The organism is Edaphosphingomonas fennica (assembly GCF_003034225.1).
In the GTDB taxonomy this organism is placed as follows: domain Bacteria; phylum Pseudomonadota; class Alphaproteobacteria; order Sphingomonadales; family Sphingomonadaceae; genus Sphingomonas_E; species Sphingomonas_E fennica.
On record NZ_PHHF01000049.1, the window covers coordinates 87,532 to 107,877 of the forward strand.

Genomic DNA, 20,346 nt, shown 5'->3' on the forward strand with positions numbered 1-20,346 from the left:
TCCCTCAATAAACCGGACGGGGCGAAGCGAGCACGGCATCCGCGCCGCCGACCGCCGCCAGATAGGCATCGGCATCGACCGCAACGAACTGCTGGCGATAGGCCTCCCATGCCTCCGGCGTCTCCGCCGAGGCGACGTAGGTCTTCAGATGCTTCATATCGATCTCATAGTCGGGCTGGGCGCTCGTCGGATGGGCGCCGAACGGGGCCTCCGCCACGCCGGTCAGCACCGAACGTTCGAACAGGTTGAACCGCGCGTTGGCGCGCATGTCGAGCTCGGCTGTGGAGACGATCTTCTCCGCCGTCGCGTAGACTTCATCGGCGGCGCGGGCGAGCAGCTCGTCGAAGAAGGGGTCCGGCGAAAGCACCAGCACATTGCCCTTCTCGTCCGAACGATGGACGTGGATCAGCGCGATATCGAGCTTCAGCGGCGGCACCGCCACCAGCTCCTCGCCATCCTCGAACGGGCTCTTCACCGTGGCGAAGCCCGGCTGCTCGATGATCGAGGTGCCGATGCCGACGCGGGTGGGCAGGAAGGGCAGCTTCATCGCCGCGCAGCGCAGCATCCAGTGCGCCATGCCCTCGTCCAGCTCCAGCACCGACAGGCCGGCCTGGCGGGCATTCTTGAAATGCGGCTCGATCGGGATCTGGTCCATCGATGCGAAGGCGAACACCAGCTTCTTGAGCTTGCCCGAAGCGGCCAGGATGCCGATCTCGGGGCCGCCATAGGGCGCCACCAGCGTCAGGTCCTTCAGGTCCGACCGCGCGATTGCGCGGGCCAGCGCCATGGGCTTGCGGCGGGTGGCCCAGCCGCCCATGCCGATCGTCATGCCGTCCTTGATCCGGCCGACGATGTCGTCGACCGTCATACGCTTGTCGAAACTCAGATCACTCACTGGCCGAAATCCCATACATGACCCCACAGATCCTCCTTGATGGTGAAGGTGGGGGTGAAATTGCTCCAGTCGGGGCGGATGCCGCCGCAGCCATATTCGATGTCGAACCCGCCCGGCGTGCGCATGTAGAAGCTCACCATCTTGTCGTTGGTGTGCTTGCCCAGCGTCGAGGAGATGTGCGTGCCGGCGGCGAGCGCGCGATCGAGCGCGATGCCCACCTCGTCCAGCGTCGCCACCTCGACCATCGTGTGCACCAGACCCGAAGGATTGGGGAACTGGGCCAGGCCGATCACATGGTGACGCGGGCTGCCGGCATGGAGGAAATGCATGCCGATGCCGGGATCGTCCGGGCCGCCCTGCAGATAGACGCGCATCTCGTCCGAATTGGCGAAGCCGAGCAGGTCGACATAGAAAGCGCGGGTCTCGTCGATGTTCGGCGCCGGCAGAACGGCATGGCCGAAGCCCATGTCGTTGTCGCCGTCCAGCGTGATGAATCCGTCGACCGCCTGGGGCGAGATGAAGGGCGTGCCGGAAACGATGTGTCCCCAGCCGATCTCCAATGGATTGCCCGCCGGATCGACGCAGCGGAACAGGTCGTGGAAGCCGCGCGCCTTGGCTTCGGCGGCGCTCGCCACCTCGACGGCGACGCCCGCATTCTTGAGCGAGGACAGGGACTTGTCCCAATCCGCGCGCGATGCGCATTCCAGCCCGGTGGCGATCAGCTTGTCCGCCTCGCCTGCTTCGATGCGGAAGCGGAAGCTGCGGTGATCCATGCGGTAGTGGAGCACGTTCTCCTGGCCCGAATCCCCCCGCATCAGCCCGACGACCGATTCGGCGTAACTCGTCCAGGCAGCGAGATCGCGGGCGCCTATGACCAGATAGGCGAGCGAATGTACCGACATGCCCCCATCACTCCTCTCTCGTCGCCGCGCTGCGGGCGACGTTCATGCCATCGGCTCTATCGGCCGTTATCGGGCATTTCAAGCGTTAGTCGTTGTCGAAAGCACGATATGATTGCGCATATGGTCATCTCAAATGCGGAATTGGCGCCTTGTGCGGAGTGATGATGGCCATTTGCGCGGCATTCGGCATTGACTGTTGACAGCTTGATCCATTCAAGGTGAATGTGATTCACGTTGGCGGCAAGAGGATTCCGTCAGCGCTCGCCGCGGGACATGCGCGGTGGCAGGATCCGCCTACCGCGAAAACGCGGGGGCATCAGGAGGAGAGGTTATGGCCGGCGTTCTCGACGGACTGAAAGTGCTCGATCTTTCCTGGGGCGTGGCGGGGCCGATGACGGCCATGCTGCTCGCCGACCATGGCGCCGAGGTCACCCGGATCGAACGCCCCCAGGGCGATCCCTTCGGCCAGCTCCTCGGCTACAAGGTATGGAATCGCGGCAAGCGCAGCGCCGTGTTCGATCTGAAGGACGTGGACGATCACGCGCTGTTCCTGAAGCTGGCGGCCAATGCCGACGTGCTGATCGAAAGCTTCGCGCCCGGCGTCACGAAGCGGCTGGGCATCGATCACGAGGCGCTCGCCGCCATCAATCCCCGGCTGATCTACTGCTCGATCACCGCTTATGGCGAAGGCACGCCCGATCAGGACCGCAAGGGCTATGACGCGCTGGTCGCCGCCCGCGTCGGCCTGCAATATGAACAGCGCGGCCATCCCGAAGGCGCCGTCTGGCACATGACGGGCCGGGAAAACCCCTTCATCGACGCGGCCGAGATCGATCCCGAATGGCTGCAGGGCGCCAATCGCGAAGGCCCGCTGTTCGTGGCATCGCCCTGGCCGTCGCTGGGCGCCTTCTTCTCCGCCTCCACCGGCATCGCCGCCGCCCTGTTCGCGCGCACCCGCACCGGGCGCGGCCAGAAGGTCAGCACCTCGCTGCAGCAGGGTGCGATGGCCTGCGCCTCGGGCGTGTGGCAGCGCATGGAGGAGCCGGACGCCCCCGGCTTCAACACCTGGATCCTCAGCTCCAAGTCGCCCAAGGGGCATTTCCGGTGCAAGGACGGGCGCTGGGTGCATAATTGGGTGCCCAACCCGCGCTTCATCCTGAGCGCATCGGCCGGCGAAACGCTGAACGCCACGCCCGATCTCACCGTGCAGAACGATCCCGACCGCTTCGGCATCGGGCCGGAGGAATTGCTGGTGATGGCGCATTATCAGCCGCTGCTGCAGGATGCGATTGCCAAGTTCAGCGCGGCCGAATGGGTGGAGGCCGCCCGCATCGCCGAAATGACGATGCAGGAATGCCGCCCGCTCGAGGAATCGCTCACCGATCCGCTGCTGATCGACGATCGCTGCGTCACCACCGTGAACGATCCCGATCTCGGGCCGATCAACCAGGTCGGCATCACCTATCGCCTGTCGAACAGCCAGGGCGAGGTGAAGGGGCCGGCCCATGCCCGCGGCGCGGACACCAAGGCGGTCAAGGACGAGGCGGCGGCGCTGCCCGATCCGGTTCGCCAGCCGGTCGATACCACGCCGGGCGATCCGCCGCTCAAGGGCATCCGCGTGCTCGATCTCGGCCTAGCCATCGCCGGGCCGTTCGGCTGCCAGCTCCTTGCCGATCTCGGCGCGGAGGTCATCAAGATCAATGCCTTGTGGGATACCTACTGGCATCGCAACCACATCGCCTACATGGCCAATCGCGGCAAAAGTTCGATCGCGCTGATGCTGAAGCATCCGAAGGCGATGGCGATCCTCAAGGATCTGATCGCCAGCGCGGACGTGGTGCAGCACAATATGCGCTACGACGCCGCCCAGCGGCTGGGCCTCGATTATGAGACGCTGTCGAAGGAATTTCCGCGCCTCATCTATTGCCACACGCGCGGGTTCGAGAAGGGGCCGCGCATGGGCCTTCCCGGCAACGACCAGACCGGCGCCTGCCTGTCCGGCATCCAGCATGAGGACGGGGCCGTCGCCGCCGGCGGCCGCCCGATCTGGAGCCTCACCTCGCTGGGCGATACCGGCAACGGCTTCCTCTCCGCGATCGGCATCCTCAATGCGCTGATGGAGCGGGAGAAGACCGGCCGGGGCCAGTTCGTCGATACCTCGATCGTCAACGCCTGCCTGCTCAACACCAGCTATGCGGTGGCGAAGCCCGACGGCGCGGCGGTTCCCCGCCTGCGGCTCGACAAGGACCAGACCGGCTATTCGGCGCATTACCGCCTCTATCAGGCCGCCGACGGCTGGGTGCAGGTGGCGGCGATCACGGATACGGAAAAGCAGGCGTTCGATGGTCTTGCCGGCAGCGATCCGGTTGCTTTCTTCGCGGGCAGGGCGGTGGCCGATGCGCTGGCCGCGCTGGCGGCCGCCGGCGTGCCCGCCGAGCTTTCGGACGACACGGCATCGCTGCGCCTGTTCGACGATCCGGTGCTGCGCCAGCGCAAATGGACGACCGACTATCACGATCCGGCCGTCGGCAAGCTGGAGCAGATCGGCCTGACCTACGAGCTTTCGGGCACGCCGGGCGTGATCCAGGGGCCGCCGCTGATCGTCGGCCGCGATACGGCCAATATACTCGAAACGCTCGGCTATGACGATGCCGGGATCGATGCGCTGGCGGCCGAGGGCGCGATCGCCTGCGATCCGCCCCGCGCCACCCAGCAGCAGATGCGGAGCCCTTGGCAATGAATGCGGAGCCCCTGGCGATGAGCGGCGATACCAATCCCAACCCCCACCGTCCCGATCCGATCATGACGGTGGATGGCGCGCCTTTCTGGCGGGCCGCCAACGAAGGGCGCTTCGTCGCGCAGAAATGCGGCGGCTGCGGCCGGCTGTGGCACCCGCCGCGCGCGATCTGCCCCGATTGCCTCAGCAAGGACCGGCAGGAGCAGGAGCTTTCCGGCCGCGGCACGGTGGTGAGCTGGGTGATGCCCGTCCACCCGGCGGCGTTCGGCTTCAACGAGCCGCCGATCGTGGCGCTGGTGGAGGTGGAGGAGGGGCTCCGCTTCGTCACCAATGTCGAAGGCGTGCCGGCGGACCAGATGCGGATCGGCATGAAGGTGGAGGTCGGCTTCGCCACCACCAGCGGCGGCAATCGCATCCCCGTCTTCCATCCCGCGAAGGAGGCCTGATGATGGTCGATCGCAATGCCCAGGCCGCGATCGTCGGCATCGGCCAGACGGAATTTTCCCGTAATTCGGGCCGTTCGGAACAGCAGTTGATGGCGGAGGCGGTGCTCGCCGCGCTCGACGATGCCGGCCTTTCGCCCAAGGATGTGGACGGCTGCCTGACCTTCGATCTCGACAATTCGGACGAGGTCGATCTGATGCGCAACCTCGGCGTGGAGGAGATCAAATATACGCTCCGCACGCCGCAGGGCGGGGCATCCTCCGTCACCACGCTGGTCCATGCCAAGAAGGCGGTGGAATCGGGTTTCTGCGACGTGATGGTCGTGTGGCGCGCGATGAACGAGCGTTCGGCCTATCGCTTCGGCCAGCCCAACCTCAACATCCAGCCCAGCGGCCGCAGCAGCACCTTCATCGAATGGTGCTTCCCTTATGGCGCGCAGACGCCGGCGGTGTGGGAAGCGCTGTCGTGCGCACCCTATATGAACCGCTACGGCGTCACGTCCGAGGATCTCGGCCGCATCGCGGTGCTGTTGCGCAGCAATGCCGCGACCAACCCGATCGCCTGGTTCCACGGCAAGCCGATCACGCTGGAGGATCACCAGAATTCCAAGTGGATCGTGGCGCCCTGGCTCCACCTGCTCGATTGCTGCCAGGAATCGGATGGCGGCGTGGCGCTGGTGATCGCGCGGGCCGATCGCGCGCGGGATACGAAGAACAAGCCGGCGCGCATCCTGGGCGCGGAATATGCCTTCCTCAAGAATCACGAGATCATATCGGATTATTATGAGGGCGACCTGACCGAGCTTGCCGTGTCGCAGCGGGTGACGGAGCGGCTGACCAGGGCCGCCGGCATCGCGCCGCGCGAAACCAACGTCGCGATGATCTACGACAATTTCACGCCGCAGATCCTGCGCCAGACCGAGGGCTTCGGCTTTTGCGGGCGGGGCGAGGCCAAGGATTATATCCGCGACGGCCATATGAACCTCGACGGCCGCACGCCGCTCAGCCCCAATGGCGGACTGATGGGCGAGGCCTATATCCACGGCATGAACAACATCACCGAAGGCGTCCGCCAGCTGCGCGGCACGGCCGCCAACCAGGTGAAGAATGTGGAGACGGTGTTCTGCGCCTCCGGCGTCGCGGGCGCGATCCTGGGGCTATGACGGCGGTGGCCGCCTCCCGCGCCGCACCGCGCCACGCCGTGCATGTGCTCAGGGTGGACGTGGGAGAGATCGCGCCGGGTGCGGGGGCGATCGAGCTGGCGCTCGACCTCCATGTCCCCTCCCGGCTGGCGGATCGGCCGCTGCTCTTCTGGTGCGTGCCGGGCGGCGGGGTCGCGCGCGGCTATTATGATCTCCACGATCCGCAGAATCCGGATGACGAGGCGTTCAGCCTCGCCGCCGCCCTGGTCGCGGCCGGGCATGTCGTCGTGGCGATCGATCCCGTGGGCGTGGGGGACAGCACCCGGCCGGAGGATGGCTATGCGCTGACCACCGAGGCGGTGGCGCAGGGGAATATCCGCGCGCTGGCCGATATCCGCGGCCGGCTGGCGGAAGGCGGGCTGGGCGGGCTGCCGCCGCTGCCCGGCCTGCCGGTGATCGGCACCGGCCATTCGGCGGGCGCGATGATCAGCGCGGTGCATCAGGTGGCGTCCCCCGATTTCACGGCGATGCTGCTCTTCTGCTTCGGCACCACAGGCCTGCCCGAATATCTGGATGACGATCTGCGCGCCGCCCTGGAAACGCCCGATGGCGGCCGTTCCCGCGTGGTCGAATTCGCGCGGGTCCGCTTCGGTGCGCAGCCCTATCTGCCGGCCCCCCGGTATGAGAAGGATACGCCCGCCGGCCGCGCGCTGCGCGAGGTGATGAACAATGTGCTCGCCAATATCGGCATGCACGCGATGATGCCCGGCAATGTCCGCGAGGAATTGGGCGCGATCGGCGTGCCGGTGTTCCTTTCGGTGGGCGAGCGGGACATGACCGGCCCGCCGCACCTGCTGCCGGCGGATTATGCCCGCTGCCCCGATTTCACGCTGCATGTGGTGCCGACATCCGGCCATCACGTGTTCGTGGCGCCGGAGACGGACCGCCTGTATCGCCGCATCCTCAACTGGGTGGACGGGGTGGTCCCGTCCTGACGCCTTGGCGGGCGACGGAGAAGGCGCAAATCCGGGCTGGCTCCGGCGCACGGGCGGCGGCATGATCCATTGGTGACGATGCCGCCTTCTCCCGCCGATCTCGCCCGCCGGCTGCTCGTCGATTGCGATTGTCCCCTGCCGGTGCCGGACGGGGGCGGGGACCATCCCGCGCTTGCCTGGCGCCGTGCCGGGCTGATGGCGGTGACGGGGCGGGAAGACGGTCCTGCGTTGATGTGCCCGGCGGCGTTGACGCTTTCGGCCGACGCGGCCCTGCTGGCGCTCGCCGCGCTGGCGCCGCCCGATGCGCTGCTCCCCCCCCATGGCGCGCTGCTGCTCGGCGAGCGGGCGCGGCTGATGGGGTTGCAGCGGGGCGGCGCGATGTCCGCCAACCGTTCCTGCCGGCTGATCTCGGCCGCCGACGGGCATTTCGCCCTCAATCTCGCGCGGGAGGAGGATCGGGATCTGTTGCCGGCGTGGCTGGAGGCGGATGCCGATGGCTGGGATGGCGTCGCGCGCGAGGCGCGGCTTCGGCCCGCCGCCGATCTCGTCGCACGCGGGATCGAGATGGGCCTGCCGATCGCGCTCGCCGCCGCGCCCGCACCTGTGCCGCAGCCCTGGTTCCGCAGGAGGGGGGCCGGCCCGATCAGGGCAGCCGGGGGAAATCGCCCCTTTGTCGTCGATCTCGCGCCGCTCTGGGCCGGGCCGCTCGCCGGATCGCTGCTGGCGATGCTCGGCGCCGATGTGGTGAAGGTGGAAAGCCTTGCCCGGCCGGACGGCGCGCGGCTGGGCCATGCCGGTTTCTTCGATCTGCTGAATGGCGGCAAGCGTAGCGTGGCCCTCGATTTCCGATCCGGGGAGGGGCGGGCCGCGCTGCGCCGGCTGGTCGCGCGGGCCGATATCGTCATCGAAGGATCGCGGCCGCGCGCGCTGGCGCAACTGGGCGTGGACGCGGACGAGGCCGTGGCGAATGGCGCCATCTGGGTTTCGATCACGGCCTATGGGCGCGAAGGGGCGGCCGCCGATCGCGTCGGCTTCGGTGACGATGCGGCGGTGGCGGCGGGCCTCGCGCAGGCGATGGCGGCCGGCTGGGGCGAGCCGATGTTCGCGGGCGATGCCATTGCCGATCCGCTGACGGGGCTGCACGCGGCGCTGGCCGCCTGGGCCGCCTGGTGCCGGGGTGAGGCCGGGCTGATCGCCCTGTCGCTTGCCGGGACCACCGCGCACGCGATGGGGGCCGGTATCGCGCAAGGCGATCTACTGGCGGAATGGCAGGCGATGGCGGAGCGGGACGGCGCGCCGCTCTATCCGCCGCGCGCGCCCTTCGCGCCGGCGGGCGCGCTGGGGGCGGATACGGCGGCGGTGCTGGCATCATGCTGATCCGGGGCGCGGAGCTGGACGGCGCGAGGGTCGACCTGCGGCTGGCCGGCGGCCGGATCGCGGCGATCGCCGCGTCTCTCGCGCCCGCGCCGGAGGAGGCCGTGATGGAGGCCGGCGGCGCGGCGATCCTGCCGGGGCTCCACGATCATCATATCCACCTGAACGCCGCCGCCGCCGCGCTGGCCTCGCTGCGCTGCGGGCCGCCCGACATCGCTTCGCTGGACGATCTGGCCGCTCGCTTGCGGGCCGCGCCCGGCACCGGCTGGCTGCGCGGCATCGGCTATCATGACAGCATCGGCCGGATAGACCGCGCCTGGCTCGACGATCATGGGCCGGACCGGCCGATCCGGATCCAGCATCGCGGCGGGCGGATGTGGGTGCTGAACAGCCGGGCGATGGACCTGCTCGATGGCGGGCCGGCAGATGGCCGCCTGGTGGATGGCGATGCCTGGCTCGCCGCGCGGCTGCCCCGGAACCCGCCGGACCTGCGGCCGCTGGGCGATCTGCTCGCCAGCTACGGCGTGACCGGCGTGACCGAGGTGACGCCGCGCAACGATGCCCGCGATTGGGCGCGCTATCGCGGGGCCGGTCTGCGGCAGCGGCTGCTGGTGATGGGCACGCGCGCGCTGGACGGGCTGGAAGGCGCAGGAGCGCTGAAGCTCCATTATCACGATCATGACCTGCCGGGGCTGGACGCGCTGGCCGCCGAGATCGCCGGCGCGCACGGCGCCGGCCGGCCGGTCGCCGCGCATTGCGTGACGCTGGCGGAACTGATGCTGACGCTCGCGGCGATCGAGGCGGCGGGGCCGATGCGCGGCGACCGGATCGAGCATTGCGGCGTGGCTCCGCCCGAGGCGATCGACTGGATCGCGCGGCTGGGGCTGACGGTGGTGACGCAGCCTCACTTCGTGGCGGAAAGGCAGGCGGCCTACCGCGCCGAAGTGGCGGCGGCGGACCGGCCGTTCCTCTATCCGCTGCGATCGCTGCTGGTCGCCGGCATCCGCGTGGCGGCGGGCAGCGACGCGCCGTTCGGCGGCATCGACCCCTGGGCGGCGATGGCGGCGGCGGTCGCGCGGCCCGAGGGGCTGGGGCCACAGGAAGCGGTGACGCCGGAACAGGCGCTGGCGCTGTTCACCGGCCGTCCTGCCGATCCCGGCGGCCCGGCGCGGCGGGTGGCGGTGGGCGAACCGGCGGACCTTTGCCTGATCGATCGGCCATGGGCGGCGGCGCGCGCCGGTCTGGCGGCGGTGCGGGCGCGGGCGACCTGGGTGGGGGGCGCGGTGGCCTATTCCACGATCGCGTCCACCAGCCCCCAGTCGCGCGCGGCCGCGGCGGAAAGGCGGCGCATCGACAGCGCGAGATAGGCGGTGCGCTGCCGGCCGATGCGGCGCGGCAGGCTGGCGGTGCCGCCGGCGCCGGGGATCAGGCCATATTTCAGCTCGGGAAGCTGGAACCAGGCATCGGGCGTCGCGGTCAGATGCCGGGCGAAGGCGGCGATCTCCAGCCCGGCGCCGATCGCGGCGCCATGGACGTGGACGGAGAGGCGATCGGCCAGCCGGGCGATGCGGCGGGCGGGCAGGCGGAGCGAGCGGACCCAATGCGCTGTGGCGGGATCGGCGGCCAGCCCGAATTCGGCCACCTCGCCGCCCGTCGAAAAGGCGCGGCCTGCGGCGGTGAGGCGAACGGCGGGCGCATCGGGATCGAGCAGGGCGATATCCAGCGCCTCGCACAGGGCGTCGCGCATTTCGGCGTCGATGGCGTTGAGGGTCGCGGGGCGGTTGAGGCGCAGGCCCATGCCGGTTCCGGTATATGAAATTTCGACCGGGGCGGGCTGGTTGGCGGGCTTCCGTTCTATGCGGGGGAAGCTCAAGCGCTTGAATTCGGGGCCTTGCTGAAGGGTGGCATAAGCGAAGCTTTCCGCCGTGAGCGCGGATTCCAGCGGGAGGCCGGCGCTGGCGCGCAGATGCTGGACGAGGACCATCGCCGCGATCGGCGCGGCGGCGACGTTGCGGGCGATGGGGCCGAGCTGGTCGGCATCGTCCAGCACGACATCGCAGGCGAGGTCGAGCGGACCGGCGCCGATGCCGATCACCGGGCAGGGCAGGTGCGCGAGCCACGGGCCGAGCGCGGGATCGGCATCGGCGAGCGCGAAGGCGATCAGCGGGCGGGGGCTGTCCGGCCCAAATTCCTCCGGCATCGGCTGGCGCGCGGCGAGGGCCGCGAGATCGGCCGGTGAGAGGATATCGGCCGGGGCGGGCACGGAACCTAGCCGGCCTTGGCGAAGAAGGCGTCGAGCGCGGCCTGCACCGCCGGCTGGCCGGCCGCGCGCGCGATGCCGCCGGCCTCGATCGCAAGCTGATCGGCCAGGCCGTTGCCGGGGCTGGCGTGAAGCTGGCGCTTGAGCACGGCGAGCGCATCGCCCGGCAGCGCCGCGAGCGTGGCGGCGACGCGATCCGCCTCGGCCGCCAGCGCGTCATCGGCGACGACGCGTGCGACGAGGCCCAGCGCCAGCGCCTCCTCCGCAGACAGCACAGGGCTCAGCGCCATGATCTCGAACGCCTTCTGCCGGCCGACGAGGCGGGGGAGGAACCAGCTTGCGCCGCCATCGGGGGTGAGGCCGGACTTGAGATAGGCGGAGACGAGCTTCGCGGAGCGCCCGGCGATGGCGAGATCGGCGCCAAGCACGAGGCTGAAGCCGCCGCCCGCCGCCGTGCCGCCCAGCGCCACCACCAGCGGCGCGGCGGCCGCCTGCAACCGTTCGATGCCGAGATGGAAGGTGGAAGCCATTTCAAGAACATGGCGTTCGGCGCGATGCCGTTCGGCCACCATTTCGGCAAGGTCGCCGCCGACCGAGAAGACCGGGCCGTCGGCGCGCATCAGGGTGACGCGGACGGACGGATCGGACTGGATGTCGAGCGCGGCGGCGGCGAATTCACGCAGGAAGGCGATGTCGATCGCGTTGCGGCGCTCGGGCGCGGAGAAGCTCAGCCGGGCGATGCCATCGGCGATGGCGAGCGAGATGCGGGCGGTCATGACGGGCGATGCTCCGGTGCGAGATGATCGGGCTTGGCGATGGCGACGCGGGCGATGGTGCGATCGAGCACATGGGCGAACACGGCATCCCAATCGCCGTCGCGATCGCCCCGGCGGATCGCGGCGGCCAGCGCCGCCTCATCCTCGTCCGCCAGCGGCTTGCCGCGCAGCTCGCGCTCGACCATGGCGAGGATGTGGGTGCAGACGAGCGCCTGATAGCGATCGCCGCCATCCAGCCTGGGGCCGATGCCCTTCAGGAAATCGGCGACGACATCGACGAGATCGGCGGTGGAAGGGCGATAGTGGCGCATCAGTCATATTTTCCCGAAAGCGTCATCAGCAGATCATATTCCATCATCGCCGTGTTGCGGCCGCAGACGGCATAGGCCGGGGATCGGCGGCCGCGTTCGAAGCCGTGGGCCTGGAGGATGTTGTACATGGCCCAGCGCACCAGCCCATAACGTTCCCACCAGCGCAGCTCCTCCGCATCGAGGCGCGGGCCGCCGGCATCGGCATAAGCGGCGATCAGCTCGTCGCGCGTGCCGAAGCCGCCGGCATGGCGGGCCGGCTGGCCGAAGCGCCAGGATCGGGTGCAGAGCCAGCCCAGATCCTCCACGCCCGATCCGAAATGGGTGCATTCCCAATCGAGCAGCGCCGCCAGCCCGGCATCGCCGACCATGAAGTTGCCGTTGCGGAAATCGCCGTGGACGAGCGCGCGGGGGCGTTCCGGCGGGCGATGGGTTTCCAGCCAGCGCAGGCCCAGCTCCAGCGCCGGATGCGGCTCCCCGAGCGCGTCGATGCGCAGCCGCATGGCGGCGACGGGATCGCCGCTTTCGGGAATATCGCCCAGGAAGGCGAGCGGATGGCCGGCGGCCGCTCCTCCCGCGGCGGGCACCGGCAGCGCGTGCAGCCGGGCGGCGGCGGCGGCGATCTGGCGGAGCAGGCCCGCCGGATCGGGGCGCTCCAGCAGGCGGCGCGGCATGGTTTCGCCCGATACGAAGGCGGTGACGAAGCCGGGGCCGAGCGCGTCGGCGGCGTCATATTCGAAGACGGGCTCCGGCACCGGCACGCCGGCGGCATGGACATGGGCCATGATCGCGAACTGCCGCGCGGGCGACAGGAAGGGGTTGGCCTCCCCGCCGAAGGTTTCCTCCCGCGAGACGAGCCGGCGGCGCGCGTTGCCGTCCACCAGATCGAACAGCAGGGTGCGGTTCGATCCGCCGAGCGTGGCCTGGACGATATTGTCCACCCCCGCGCCCGCGCCGAAGCGGCGGCGGACGGCGGCGGTCAGCGCCTCGGCTGGATCGGCGGGGGCGGGATCAGAGAGGGTAGCCGGCAAGGGAGCCGTCCTCCGCCACGCGCTCGATATATTCGGTCATGCCGTATCCGGTCACGCCATCCCAGGTGAAGCGGCTATGGCCCTCGGCGATGCGGCTCAGCAGCGTGCGGCCGCCTTCTTCCCGCCGATTGCGCAGCGGCGCCATCGATAGCACCTCCACCCGGATATCCGCCGTCAGGCCGGTCTCCGTGCGCACGACGATGCGCGCGGCGGCGGGATCGCGATTGGCATCCCATTCGGTGATCGCGTCGAAATCGGTGATCTCGTGATAGGCGCCGTCGACCAGCAGCACGCCCGATCGGCGGGTGCGGCCGCTTTCATCGGCGATGCGGTGGATCATCAGGCCCCGGCCATCGGGGAAGGCCGCCAGGAACAGCCGATACCAGACGATGTTGGTCCACCAGCGCGGCCCCCAGCTATGGTCGCGCCAGCCATGGCCGGAAATGGCGAAACGTTCGCCGCCGATGGTGATGTGGCCGGTCGCGCGCGTATGCTGGTTGAAATGGCCGAGCGAGAAATCGCGGCCATACATGGTCGGCACGTCGTCGCGCACCGGCTCCCCGCCATGCTGGGGGGATATGGTTTCGAGCTGCCATTCCACCGTGCAGGGGAAGCGCGGGGCCGAGGTGAACAGCCTTTGCGGTTCGCGCAGATCATCGGGATCGGTGACGATCATCACCTCGCCCGCATAATGCGCGTCGAGCCTGCGCATCGGCTCCACCACGTCGAAGCGGAGGCCGCCGGCATCGAAGGCGTCATTGCCGGCGATGCGCGGGCGGGCGAACTGCACGGCGATGCGGCCGTCGGGAAGGTAGAGGCAGACGGAAAGCTCGGCCCGCCCCTCATTCACCCGGTTGCCCAGCCGCATCCAGCCGCCGATGCCGGTGCCGTCGTCGAAGGCGTTCACATAGACGCTCTCGTTGAAATTGGGCTCCGGCCCTGCGGGGTGGGGATATTCGTCGGCCGGGTCGAGCCGGAAATCGGCGGGGTTCATGAGGCTTCCTCGGGTAATTATGTTCTGTCTCCGCCATGTCCGCGACGGCGGCCATGATGAATCATATTCATCTTAGACGCGGCCCGGCATGTCCGCCAAGCCCGGATCATGCCTCGAGCGGCTGATAAAGCTCCACCCGGAAGCCATCGGGATCGATCAGATAGGTCACGCGGCCCCAGAAGAGCGGGTTGGGCGATGTGGTGATCGGCGGCGAGACGAAGCGGTGGCCGCGCGCCGAAAGATCGGCGTAGAGCGCGTCCACATCCTCCACCACCACCGCGAAATGGGCGGCGCCGGCATTGCCGTTGGCCGGGTCCACCACCGTGCCGCCATTGGTATATTCCAGCAGCTCGATCAGCTGGTCCCGCCGGCCGAAATCGAGGAAGGCCTGCCGCACCGAGCAGCCGGGATAGCCCGTGACCTTGCCGAGGCCGGGGCCGGTGCGGTCCCAGGGGCCGTGCACCGCCACGTCGAAGATCGATGTGTAGAAGGCGATCGAGCGATCCAGATCGGCGACGGTGAGGCCGACATGGTTGAGCGCGGCGATGCGGGCGCGGGGGCCGGCCGGCCTGTTGGCCTCGGACTTTGCCTCAGACAAGGCCGTTGGCCTTGAGGATCGAGAAGAAGGGCGGCACCTCGCCCCCGCCGTCCACTTCCCACGCGGCGCCGTTGACATAGCCGGCATGGTCGGACGCCATGAACAGGCAGGCGGATGCGATATCCTCCCCGGTGCCCAGCCGGCCGATCGGCTGGTTGGCGATGATCGCCTGCTGGATATCGTCCGATCCGTAGGTGGCGGCGGCATCCTCCGTGCCGATCAGCCCGGCGATGATCGCGTTCACCCGGATCTTGGGCGCCCATTCCTGCGCCAGGCTGCGGGTGAGGCCGATCAGGCCGGTCTTGGCGGCGGCATAGGCGGCGGTGCCGGGCGAGGGGCGGATGGCCGAGACGCTGGCGATGTTGATGATGGATGCCTGGCCGGGCGCCTTGACCAGCCAGTCATAGGCGGCGCGGCTCACATGCAGCGGCGCCAACAGATTGAGCGCGATGATCGATTCGGAAAAGCGCGGGCTGGCCTTCGCGGCATCCACCTGCGGCGATCCGCCGGCATTGTTGACGACGATGTCGACATGGCCATGCTCGGCCCCGATCGCGTCCAGCATCGCCTGCACCTGATCGGCCTTGCGCACGTCGCAGGCGTGGAAGGCGGCGGGAATCGGCTCTTCCGGCGGATTGCGGCCGCAGGTGACGACCTTCGCGCCTACATCCGCGAAGGCCTGCACGATATCGCGGCCGATGCCGCGGCTGCCGCCCGTTACCAGCACCACCTTGTCGTCGAAGCGCAGACGCCGCTCGGCCAATTTCTTCTCCCCCCACCTTACCGGGTTTCGTTGACAATGGAATCACGATAGATGAAGCGAAGCGGCAAGCAACAGGCAATATGCGTAGAGAATGTCGTAAGGGGCTACGCATATCGAAGAAGAGGGTGGAAGAGGTGCTGATGGAGACGATACCCGGCGTCGCGCGCGAGGCCGCGGCCCGATTCGGCGACAAGGCCGGCGTGGTCGATGGCGAGCGGACGATTAGCTTCGCCGCCCTCTGGGAAGCGATCCGCAAGGCGGCGGCCGGCTTCATCGTCGCCGGGCTGGAAAAGGGCGATCGCGTCGCCATCTGGGCGCCCAACCGGCTCGACTGGATCGTGGGCGCGGTGGGCGCGCAGGCGGCGGGCTGCGTGGTCGTGCCGCTCAACACCCGGCTGAAGGGCGGCGAGGCGGCCTTCATCCTCAACCGCGCGCGGGCGCGCTGGGTGCTGACCGTCGATAATTTCATCGGCAACGATTACCGCGCGATGCTGGCGGCGGAGGACCTGCCGCACCTGGAGCGCGTCATCACCTTCGGCCCCGAATGGGATGCCTTCCTGGCCGCCGCCACCCCCGATGCCGGCACGGATGCCCGCATCGACGCGGTGACGCCCGAAGACCCCAGCGACATCATGTTCACATCCGGCACGACCGGCGATCCCAAGGGCGTTATCAGCGGCCACGGGCAGACGTGCCGCACCTTCCGCATCTGGACCCAGTCGGTGGGGCTGCGGGACGATGACCGCTACCTGATCGTCAATCCCTTCTTCCACAGCTTCGGCTACAAGGCGGGGTGGCTGCCCTGCCTGATGACGGGCGCGACCATCTATCCGCTGGCTACGCTGGACGTGCCGAAGCTGGTGGACCTGGTTTCCGCCCACCGCATCACCATGCTGCCGGGGCCGCCCGCCATCTTCCAGACGATCCTCGCGACCGACATCGGCGGGGCGGACCTGTCCTCGCTGCGCCTCTCCATCACCGGCGCCGCATCGATCCCGCCGGCGCTGATCGAACGGATGCGCAAGGATATCGGCATCGAGACGGTGCTGACCGGATATGGCCTGACGGAAACCTGCGGCACCGTCTCCCTTTCCGACGCGCATGATCCGGCGGATGTCGTCGCGCGGACGTGCGGCAAGCCGATCCCCGGCATCGAGGTGCGCATCGCCGACGGCGATGGCAGCATCCTGCCCGCCGGGGAGGAGGGCGAGGTGCAGGTGCGCGGCTTCAACGTGATGATCGGCTATTTCGAGGACCCGGAGGGCACGGCCGAGGCGATCGACGCCGAGGGCTGGCTCCACACCGGCGACGTCGGCCGCTTCGACGAGGACGGGCGGCTGATGATCACCGACCGGATGAAGGACATGTATATCTCCGGCGGGTTCAACTGCTATCCGGCGGAGATCGAGAAGATCCTGCAGAAGCACCCCGATATCGCGCTCGCCGCCGTGATCGGCGTGCCGGACGAGCGGATGGGCGAGGTGGGCAAGGCCTTCGTCATCCCCGTCGCCGGCGCGCACCCCGATCCGGCGGAGATCTGCGCCTGGGCCAAGGCCAACATGGCCAATTACAAGGCGCCCAGGAGCGTGGAGGTGGTGGAAAGCCTGCCGCTCAACGCATCGGGCAAGGTGCAGAAGTTCGCGCTGAAGGACCGGGTGAAGGCGGAGGCGGCCCCGGCCGGGGGCGTGGCCGCGGGCGCCTGAGCGGCGATGGCCGGCTTCTTCACCCTCGTGCCCGGCGACGGCCCCCGGCGCTGGCGGCTGGCGATCGATCCGTGGCTGACGGTGGGGCCGCCCGAAACCTCCTTCATGTTCGGCGGCGTCGGGCTGGGGGCGACGGTGGAGGCGGCCGAGCGGACCACCGGCCGCGCCGTGGTGTGGGCGAGCGCGCAATATCTCGCTTATGCGCCGCGCGGCACGGAGGTGGAGTTCCACGTCGTGCCGATGGTGGAGGGCCATTATACCAGCCAGGCGCAGGTGATGGCCGAAGGCCGGGACGGCCAGGTGCTGCGCGCCGGCCTTTCGCTGGGCGCCCGGCCCGATGCGCCGCGCGTGCAGTTCGTGAAGCCGGCGCGCGTGCCCCGGCCGGAGGATTGCCCGCGCATGCCGCTGCGCTGGGGCTATGCGCCCGACGACATGTATTCGCGCCTCGACGTGCGCATCGCCAAGGGGTGGGATGCCGCGGTCGAGGAGGCGGGGCATCTCGTCTTCTGGATCAGGCCCGCCGGCGCGGCGGCGGACGCGGCGATCGACCGGCCGATGCTGGCGATCATGGCCGATTTCGTGCCGGCTTCGATCGGCAACGCCCTGTCAGACGGCACCGCCGATTTCGGCGCCAACAGCCTGGATAACGGCATACGCTTCCTCCAGATCGTGCCGACCGGCTGGGTGCAGTGCGAAATCCGCGTCCACGGCGCCGCCGATGGCTTCGGCCATGGCGAGATGCTGCTGTTCGCCGAGGACGGCACGCTGATGGCGACGGCGAGCCAGTCGGTGATCCTGCGCGGGCTGATGCATCCGCGCGATCCGCGCGGGCGGTGAAGCGATTGCCCGGATCCGTCAGCCTCCATGGCTGACGCGGGCCGGAAAGGGACGGCACAAGAATGACGATCCCGGCACGACCGGGACGCACAGGACAGGAGAGCATGATGGCCGAAGCCAGTTCCAGCGATTTCATCCAGGCGCCGACCGAGGGGCCGGGCCCCGATCATATCCGCAACGTGATGCGCACCTATGGCGAGCGGATGGGCGCCGCCGATCTGCCGGGCGTGCTGGCGCTGTTCCACCCGGACGCGGTGATCGAAGACCCGATCGGCACCGGCGAGAAGCACGGCCATGCAGGGATCGGCGCCTTCTTCCAGGCGGGATTCGATGCGATGCAGGGCGGCATATTGCTGACGCTGGATGGCGCGGTGCGCGTGGTTGGACGTTATGGCGCGGCCGCCTATATTGCCAGGCCGGTAAACTATCCCGTCAAGGTCGAGATCGAGACGCTGGACGTGATGGAATTCGACGATGACGGGCTGATCGTGCGGATGACCGCCTATTGGGGCGAGACCAACCGCAAGGTCGTCGACTGAGGAGAGCGATGGCGGTGGACGCCGACTGGAAGATCGCAGCCCATGCGGATACGGCGACCGCCGCGATCGACCTGTGCCGCATCCACTGGCCGACGCCCTTCGAGCTGACATTGTGCGAGGCGGCGCCGACGATCAGCCTGAACCTCGCGCCGCCGCACGGCCACAAGGAAGGGCGTTACGCCGCGCCCCGCGCCGATTTCCTGCCGATGGGCGACATATTGTTCCATCCCGCCGGGACCCGGCTGGAAACGCGCGGGCTGGGCGGCGACCAGAGCTTCCTGCGCGTGATGTTCCGGGATCGCGCGCCCGGCGGCGGCGAGGGGCCGGACCTGGATATCGATCCCGCCGATCCGCATGTGCAGCGCGCGCTGCTGGACGTGCGCCAGCCCGAGGTGGCGGGCGCGATGCGCCGCATCGCCGACGAGCTGGCGCGGCCGGGCATGGCGAGCGCCTTCCTGCTGGACGGCCTGACGACGCTGCTGGCGGTGGACCTGGCGCGCGGCCTCGGCCGGCTGGGCGAGGAGGATGAGCCGGCGCGCGGCGGGCTGGCGGGCTGGCAGCTCAACCGCGTGCGCGAGCGCATCGCCGAGGCGGATATCCAGCCGCCGACGGTGAGCGAGCTTGCCACGCTGGTGCGATTGAGCCCGCGCCACCTTTCGCGCGCATGGCGGGCCTCGACCGGCACCACCCTGTCCGATGCGGTGGAGGATGCGCGGCAGGCGCGTGCCGAGGCGATGATCCGCGCCGGCGACCGGCAGCTCAAGGAGATCGCCTATCTGCTGGGCTTTTCCAGCCCGAGCAGCTTTTCCACCGCCTTCCGCCGCCGCACCGGCATGTCGCCGCAGGAATTCGCGCGGCGATAGCCTGCCGATCCTGATTCCGGCCGCCGCGCCTTTTTCAGAAGATCATATAGCAGGGAGAGCATGGGATGGCGGATCTGGCGGGGCGCGTCGCGCTGGTGACGGGCGGCGGCGATGGCGTGGGGCGGGGGATCGTGAACCGGCTGGCGGCGGCCGGTGCCGCCGTGGTGATCGCGGAATTCGATGCCGAAAAGGGCCGCGCGGCCGAGGCGGAAGTGCGTGCCGCCGGCGGGACGGCCGCATTCGTCCGCTGCGACGTGACCCGCCGGGAGGAAATGGAAGGCGCGGTGGCGGAGGCGATCGGCCGCTTCGGCGGCATCCACATCCTCGTCAACAACGCCTATCGCGGCGGCGTGCCGGACCGCATCGAAAATCTCGACGACGATCGCTTCCGCGCCTCGCTGGACATCAACCTGATGGCGGCGAAATGGTCGATGACGGCGGCCTATCCCGCCATGCGCGAACAGGGCTGGGGCCGGATCGTCAACGTCGCGTCGCTGAACGGCGTGAACGCCCATATGGGCACGGCCGATTACAATGTCGGCAAGGAAGCGCTCCGTGCGTTGACGCGGTCGGCGGCGCGGGAATGGGCGCCCTTCGGCATCTGCGCGAACATCATCTGCCCGGCGGCGATCTCGTCCGCCTTCCGCCAGTTCGCGCAATATCAGCCGGAGGTCGCCGCCGGGGCCGCGCGCGCCAACCCGATGCACCGCATGGGTGATCCCGAACGGGACATCGGCGGCGTCGTGCTGTTCCTGGTGGGGGAGGATGCCCGCTATCTGACGGGCAACACGCTGTTCGTGGACGGCGGCGCCCATATCAACGGCGTCGCCTGGGTCCCCGACATCTTCGCCGGGGATTGATCCGGCAGGCGGCCGGGGCGGCCTCGCGTCGGTGTCAGCCGAGGATATCGGCGACGATCCGGCGCAGTTCGCGCCGGCTGAGATGGGCCGACTTGCGGGCCGCCATCCGGGGATGTTCCATCGGGAATGCGGGCGCCATCGGCTGGTTGCCGGCCGGAATGGCCGACGGGTGAATCATATCGGATTGCATAAATTCCTGGGCGCGGATCGTCCGCGCAAATTGTTCGATTGGGGGAAGGCGGCGACGGTTTCGCCGCATCATGGGTGCGCCTGCGGGCGCATGGGGCGGCGATCGGGGGATCGCGCGCGGGCGGGCCGGTCGTGGC

21 protein-coding genes are annotated in these 20,346 nt (G+C 69.2%); 11 read left to right on the forward strand and 10 right to left on the reverse strand.

Annotated features, from left to right (window positions below; genetic code table 11):
• Window positions 1-4: 4 nt before the first annotated feature.
• On the reverse strand, window positions 5-895 hold the full coding sequence (locus tag CV103_RS12350) for a CoA transferase subunit A (protein WP_245896810.1): 891 nt from the start codon (window positions 893-895) through the stop codon (window positions 5-7).
• Window positions 892-1,797, reverse strand: a complete 906-nt coding sequence (locus tag CV103_RS12355; protein WP_015457697.1) for a VOC family protein — start codon at window positions 1,795-1,797, stop codon at window positions 892-894. Before CV103_RS12355 ends, CV103_RS12350 begins: the two co-directional genes overlap by 4 nt.
• A gap of 331 nt (window positions 1,798-2,128) precedes the next feature.
• Between CV103_RS12355 and CV103_RS12360 the strand changes: the two genes are divergently transcribed.
• The 6 genes from CV103_RS12360 (at window position 2,129) to CV103_RS12385 (ending at window position 9,855) form a co-directional block, all read left to right on the forward strand.
• The gene (locus CV103_RS12360) at window positions 2,129-4,537 is read left to right on the forward strand and encodes a CaiB/BaiF CoA transferase family protein (protein ID WP_107395096.1); all 2,409 of its coding nucleotides are present in this window, start codon (window positions 2,129-2,131) and stop codon (window positions 4,535-4,537) included.
• Window positions 4,534-4,980, forward strand: coding sequence for a Zn-ribbon domain-containing OB-fold protein (locus CV103_RS12365; protein ID WP_015457695.1), 447 nt, complete (start codon window positions 4,534-4,536; stop codon window positions 4,978-4,980). Before CV103_RS12360 ends, CV103_RS12365 begins: the two co-directional genes overlap by 4 nt.
• Window positions 4,980-6,140: a thiolase C-terminal domain-containing protein gene (locus tag CV103_RS12370; protein ID WP_015457694.1), complete on the forward strand. Its 1,161-nt coding sequence runs from the start codon at window positions 4,980-4,982 to the stop codon at window positions 6,138-6,140. Before CV103_RS12365 ends, CV103_RS12370 begins: the two co-directional genes overlap by 1 nt.
• Window positions 6,137-7,114 carry an alpha/beta fold hydrolase gene (locus tag CV103_RS12375; RefSeq protein WP_107395097.1) on the forward strand — a complete coding sequence of 326 codons (978 nt, stop codon included), beginning with the start codon at window positions 6,137-6,139 and terminating at the stop codon, window positions 7,112-7,114. The genes CV103_RS12370 and CV103_RS12375 overlap by 4 nt, the downstream gene beginning before the upstream one ends.
• 78 nt (window positions 7,115-7,192) lie before the next feature.
• Window positions 7,193-8,491 carry a CoA transferase gene (locus CV103_RS12380; protein ID WP_107395141.1) on the forward strand — a complete coding sequence of 433 codons (1,299 nt, stop codon included), beginning with the start codon at window positions 7,193-7,195 and terminating at the stop codon, window positions 8,489-8,491.
• The gene (locus CV103_RS12385; protein ID WP_107395142.1) at window positions 8,485-9,855 is read left to right on the forward strand and encodes an amidohydrolase family protein; all 1,371 of its coding nucleotides are present in this window, start codon (window positions 8,485-8,487) and stop codon (window positions 9,853-9,855) included. Before CV103_RS12380 ends, CV103_RS12385 begins: the two co-directional genes overlap by 7 nt.
• On the opposite strand, the gene CV103_RS12390 is transcribed toward CV103_RS12385, so the two are convergent.
• The 7 genes from CV103_RS12390 to CV103_RS12420 all read right to left on the reverse strand — a co-directional run bounded on the left by CV103_RS12390 (window position 9,777) and on the right by CV103_RS12420 (window position 15,218).
• A complete protein-coding gene (locus CV103_RS12390) occupies window positions 9,777-10,751 on the reverse strand; it encodes an enoyl-CoA hydratase/isomerase family protein (RefSeq protein WP_107395098.1) in 975 nt (324 codons plus the stop codon). The genes CV103_RS12385 and CV103_RS12390 overlap by 79 nt on opposite strands.
• A 5-nt stretch (window positions 10,752-10,756) precedes the next feature.
• Complete coding sequence (locus CV103_RS12395) at window positions 10,757-11,524, reverse strand: enoyl-CoA hydratase/isomerase family protein (protein WP_107395099.1); 768 nt, start codon at window positions 11,522-11,524, stop codon at window positions 10,757-10,759.
• Complete coding sequence (locus CV103_RS12400) at window positions 11,521-11,835, reverse strand: DUF6285 domain-containing protein (RefSeq protein ID WP_070934408.1); 315 nt, start codon at window positions 11,833-11,835, stop codon at window positions 11,521-11,523. Before CV103_RS12400 ends, CV103_RS12395 begins: the two co-directional genes overlap by 4 nt.
• Entirely contained in the window at window positions 11,835-12,863 is a 1,029-nt protein-coding gene (locus CV103_RS12405; protein WP_107395100.1) for a phosphotransferase family protein, read from the reverse strand. Before CV103_RS12405 ends, CV103_RS12400 begins: the two co-directional genes overlap by 1 nt.
• On the reverse strand, window positions 12,844-13,857 hold the full coding sequence (locus CV103_RS12410; protein WP_107395101.1) for a DUF7064 domain-containing protein: 1,014 nt from the start codon (window positions 13,855-13,857) through the stop codon (window positions 12,844-12,846). The genes CV103_RS12405 and CV103_RS12410 overlap by 20 nt, the downstream gene beginning before the upstream one ends.
• Window positions 13,858-13,963: 106 nt before the next feature.
• On the reverse strand, window positions 13,964-14,455 hold the full coding sequence (locus CV103_RS12415) for a VOC family protein (protein ID WP_107395102.1): 492 nt from the start codon (window positions 14,453-14,455) through the stop codon (window positions 13,964-13,966).
• The gene (locus CV103_RS12420; protein ID WP_107395103.1) at window positions 14,448-15,218 is read right to left on the reverse strand and encodes an SDR family oxidoreductase; all 771 of its coding nucleotides are present in this window, start codon (window positions 15,216-15,218) and stop codon (window positions 14,448-14,450) included. Before CV103_RS12420 ends, CV103_RS12415 begins: the two co-directional genes overlap by 8 nt.
• A 140-nt stretch (window positions 15,219-15,358) precedes the next feature.
• Between CV103_RS12420 and CV103_RS12425 the strand changes: the two genes are divergently transcribed.
• From CV103_RS12425 to CV103_RS12445, 5 genes are all read left to right on the forward strand, one after another.
• A complete protein-coding gene (locus tag CV103_RS12425) occupies window positions 15,359-16,921 on the forward strand; it encodes a FadD3 family acyl-CoA ligase (RefSeq protein ID WP_107395143.1) in 1,563 nt (520 codons plus the stop codon).
• Window positions 16,922-16,927: 6 nt separating this feature from the next.
• Window positions 16,928-17,758, forward strand: coding sequence for an acyl-CoA thioesterase (locus tag CV103_RS12430; RefSeq protein ID WP_015457682.1), 831 nt, complete (start codon window positions 16,928-16,930; stop codon window positions 17,756-17,758).
• 107 nt (window positions 17,759-17,865) lie between these two features.
• Window positions 17,866-18,297, forward strand: a complete 432-nt coding sequence (locus tag CV103_RS12435; RefSeq protein ID WP_015457681.1) for a nuclear transport factor 2 family protein — start codon at window positions 17,866-17,868, stop codon at window positions 18,295-18,297.
• A gap of 8 nt (window positions 18,298-18,305) precedes the next feature.
• Complete coding sequence (locus tag CV103_RS12440; protein WP_107395104.1) at window positions 18,306-19,160, forward strand: helix-turn-helix domain-containing protein; 855 nt, start codon at window positions 18,306-18,308, stop codon at window positions 19,158-19,160.
• 65 nt (window positions 19,161-19,225) lie between these two features.
• Window positions 19,226-20,020, forward strand: coding sequence for an SDR family NAD(P)-dependent oxidoreductase (locus CV103_RS12445; protein ID WP_107395105.1), 795 nt, complete (start codon window positions 19,226-19,228; stop codon window positions 20,018-20,020).
• 34 nt (window positions 20,021-20,054) lie between these two features.
• On the opposite strand, the gene CV103_RS22450 is transcribed toward CV103_RS12445, so the two are convergent.
• Window positions 20,055-20,198 carry a hypothetical protein gene (locus CV103_RS22450; RefSeq protein WP_170112627.1) on the reverse strand — a complete coding sequence of 48 codons (144 nt, stop codon included), beginning with the start codon at window positions 20,196-20,198 and terminating at the stop codon, window positions 20,055-20,057.
• Window positions 20,199-20,346: the final 148 nt, after the last annotated feature.